This is a genomic window from Vibrio sp. T11.5, from assembly GCF_027587155.1.
Lineage (GTDB): Bacteria > Pseudomonadota > Gammaproteobacteria > Enterobacterales > Vibrionaceae > Vibrio > Vibrio neptunius.
On sequence record NZ_JAPPTP010000053.1, the window covers coordinates 1 to 2070 of the forward strand.

At 44.2% G+C, this 2070-nt stretch carries 2 protein-coding genes; both read right to left on the reverse strand.

The window, feature by feature from the left end:
- Window positions 1-375 (reverse strand): hypothetical protein (locus OH455_RS23105; protein WP_263148422.1); only part of this gene is annotated, 375 nt, incomplete at its 3' end.
- Between the two features lie 2 nt (window positions 376-377).
- Window positions 378-2070, reverse strand: a 1693-nt coding sequence (locus OH455_RS23110; RefSeq protein WP_269982924.1) for a non-ribosomal peptide synthetase, incomplete at its 5' end; no start/stop codon positions are given.

Here is a 2070-nt window from a genome sequence, read left to right on the forward strand (position 1 = left end):
TTGATGGCGTTCTGCAATCAGATTAATTGAGCTTAAAAGTAAATCTAGATTTGCACCGTGCCTCAGCTTTACTACATGAGGGATATGATAGGCGTTGGTACCGTTTTCCATTTTCTCAATGAAAAGCAAACTTTCTTGTATGAAAGACAAAGGCGAAAACTCTGAAGTACACTTAAAGATAGTTTTGCGATCAAAGTCTATTTGGGAAAAGACGTTATTTTCTTTTAGAAAATGCAATAAGTTTTCTTTGTTTGGCTTGATAACGTTGAGAATGAGCTCCATCGCGGAGTCGTCCTGATAACAGAGTTCTAGATTATTGTCATCGACCCAAAGTGAAATCTTAGCTTCTTTTATTTGTCTAATTAATGGCAACATGATTACAGAGTCATCCTTTTACCTGATTTTTCCAGTTGATGTTTTTGTAGTTGACTAGCTATTTCTCGATGAAGTGCTTCAATCGATTGAAAAGAAAAGAGGAGGTGTACTTCTAATCGATGAGCACACTGCAATACCGAGTTGATTTTGGCCATCACTCTGGCGGCCAGAATTGAATCGCCTCCGACTTTGAAGAAGTTGTCGCGAATACCAATTTTTTCTATACCCAACACATCTTGCCAAATTTGGCACAACTGGAACTCAAGTTCATGTCTCGGCGCAACATAACTTTCCTCTGCAATATGAGTCGGCTTTGGAAGAGCACTATGGTCAACCTTGCCATTAATCGTAAGTGGCAAGGTATCCAATGTGACAAAGTCTTTCGGGATCATGTAATCAGGTAATTGAAGTTCCAGAAGTTGCTTCAAAGACGAAGTGGATAAGTGCTTTGAGTCAACAAAGGAAACATATGCGACGATCTTTTTGTGACCATGAGCTTCAGACAAACACACGCTAGATTGTTTGACTTCGGGAAATGCATTTAAGATTGACTCTATTTCTCCCAGCTCAATACGGTAGCCTCGTATCTTAACTTGTGAGTCTTTGCGGCCAAGGAACTCCACCTTTCCATCTGATAACCAACGTACAATATCTCCTGTCCTATACATTCGCTCGTCTGCTTCAACAAAAGGGTTAGGTATAAAACTTTCCCTCGTAAGCTCGGGACGATTAAAGTAACCACGTGCTACTCCAACACCCCCAATGTGTAGTTCTCCTGGAGCCCCGATTGGCAATGGCATTTGATTCTCAGAGAGGATATATATCTGTATGTTATCGAGCGGCTGGCCAATGCAATCAACCGAAAGATCTCGACCGTCGTAAAAGCTATTAAGAGTCGTTACCGTTGTTTCCGTTGGACCATATTCATTAATCAGTCTCTCGCCCCACGTTTGTTTTAACGTTGAGGTACATTTATCGCCTCCACTGATAACTCGTTTAATTGAACGTAGATCTGACAAAGTACTGAGCTCCGCGAGGTATGCCGGAGTGGTATGAAGGTGCGTAATGTTGTGTTTAGCAACGTTGTCGTAGATAAGACTCGGATCACCAACGACTTGCTTAGAAACCACTATTAATTGTGCCCCAGACAACAGAGTCATGAAGACTTGTTCAACCGATGCATCAAATACAAAAGAAGAAAGTAGTAACACACGCTCCTGATGAGAAAAATGAAACGCCTTGCGTTGAGAACAGACTAAATTCATGATGGAATGTTGTTCAATCATCACGCCTTTAGGTTGCCCAGTGGTGCCGGACGTGTACAGTATGTAGGCAAGGTCACTCGGTGACGAGTGCTCCGGGAGGTTGCTGGTTGGATGCTGCGCAAAAGCCGCAGCATCATCGATCGCAAGAACAGACGGGGGAGTATCTAACGCCGACGTCCACTCTTCCAGTTTCGTTGTCAGCGCCTGCTGAGTTAGCACGATTGACGTCTGGGTATCTTGAACCATGAACAGGGCTCGTGCCTGTGGAAACTCAGGTGCCACAGGCACATAGGCTGCTCCCGCCTTAAGTACAGCCAGTATAGCCACCACCATTTCCAGACTGCGCTCAAGATAGAGCATCACTGGCGTGTCGGGCTCTAGTGGGCGCCCATGGATGTGCTGGTAGTTTTCCCGGATGGCATAAGCGAGC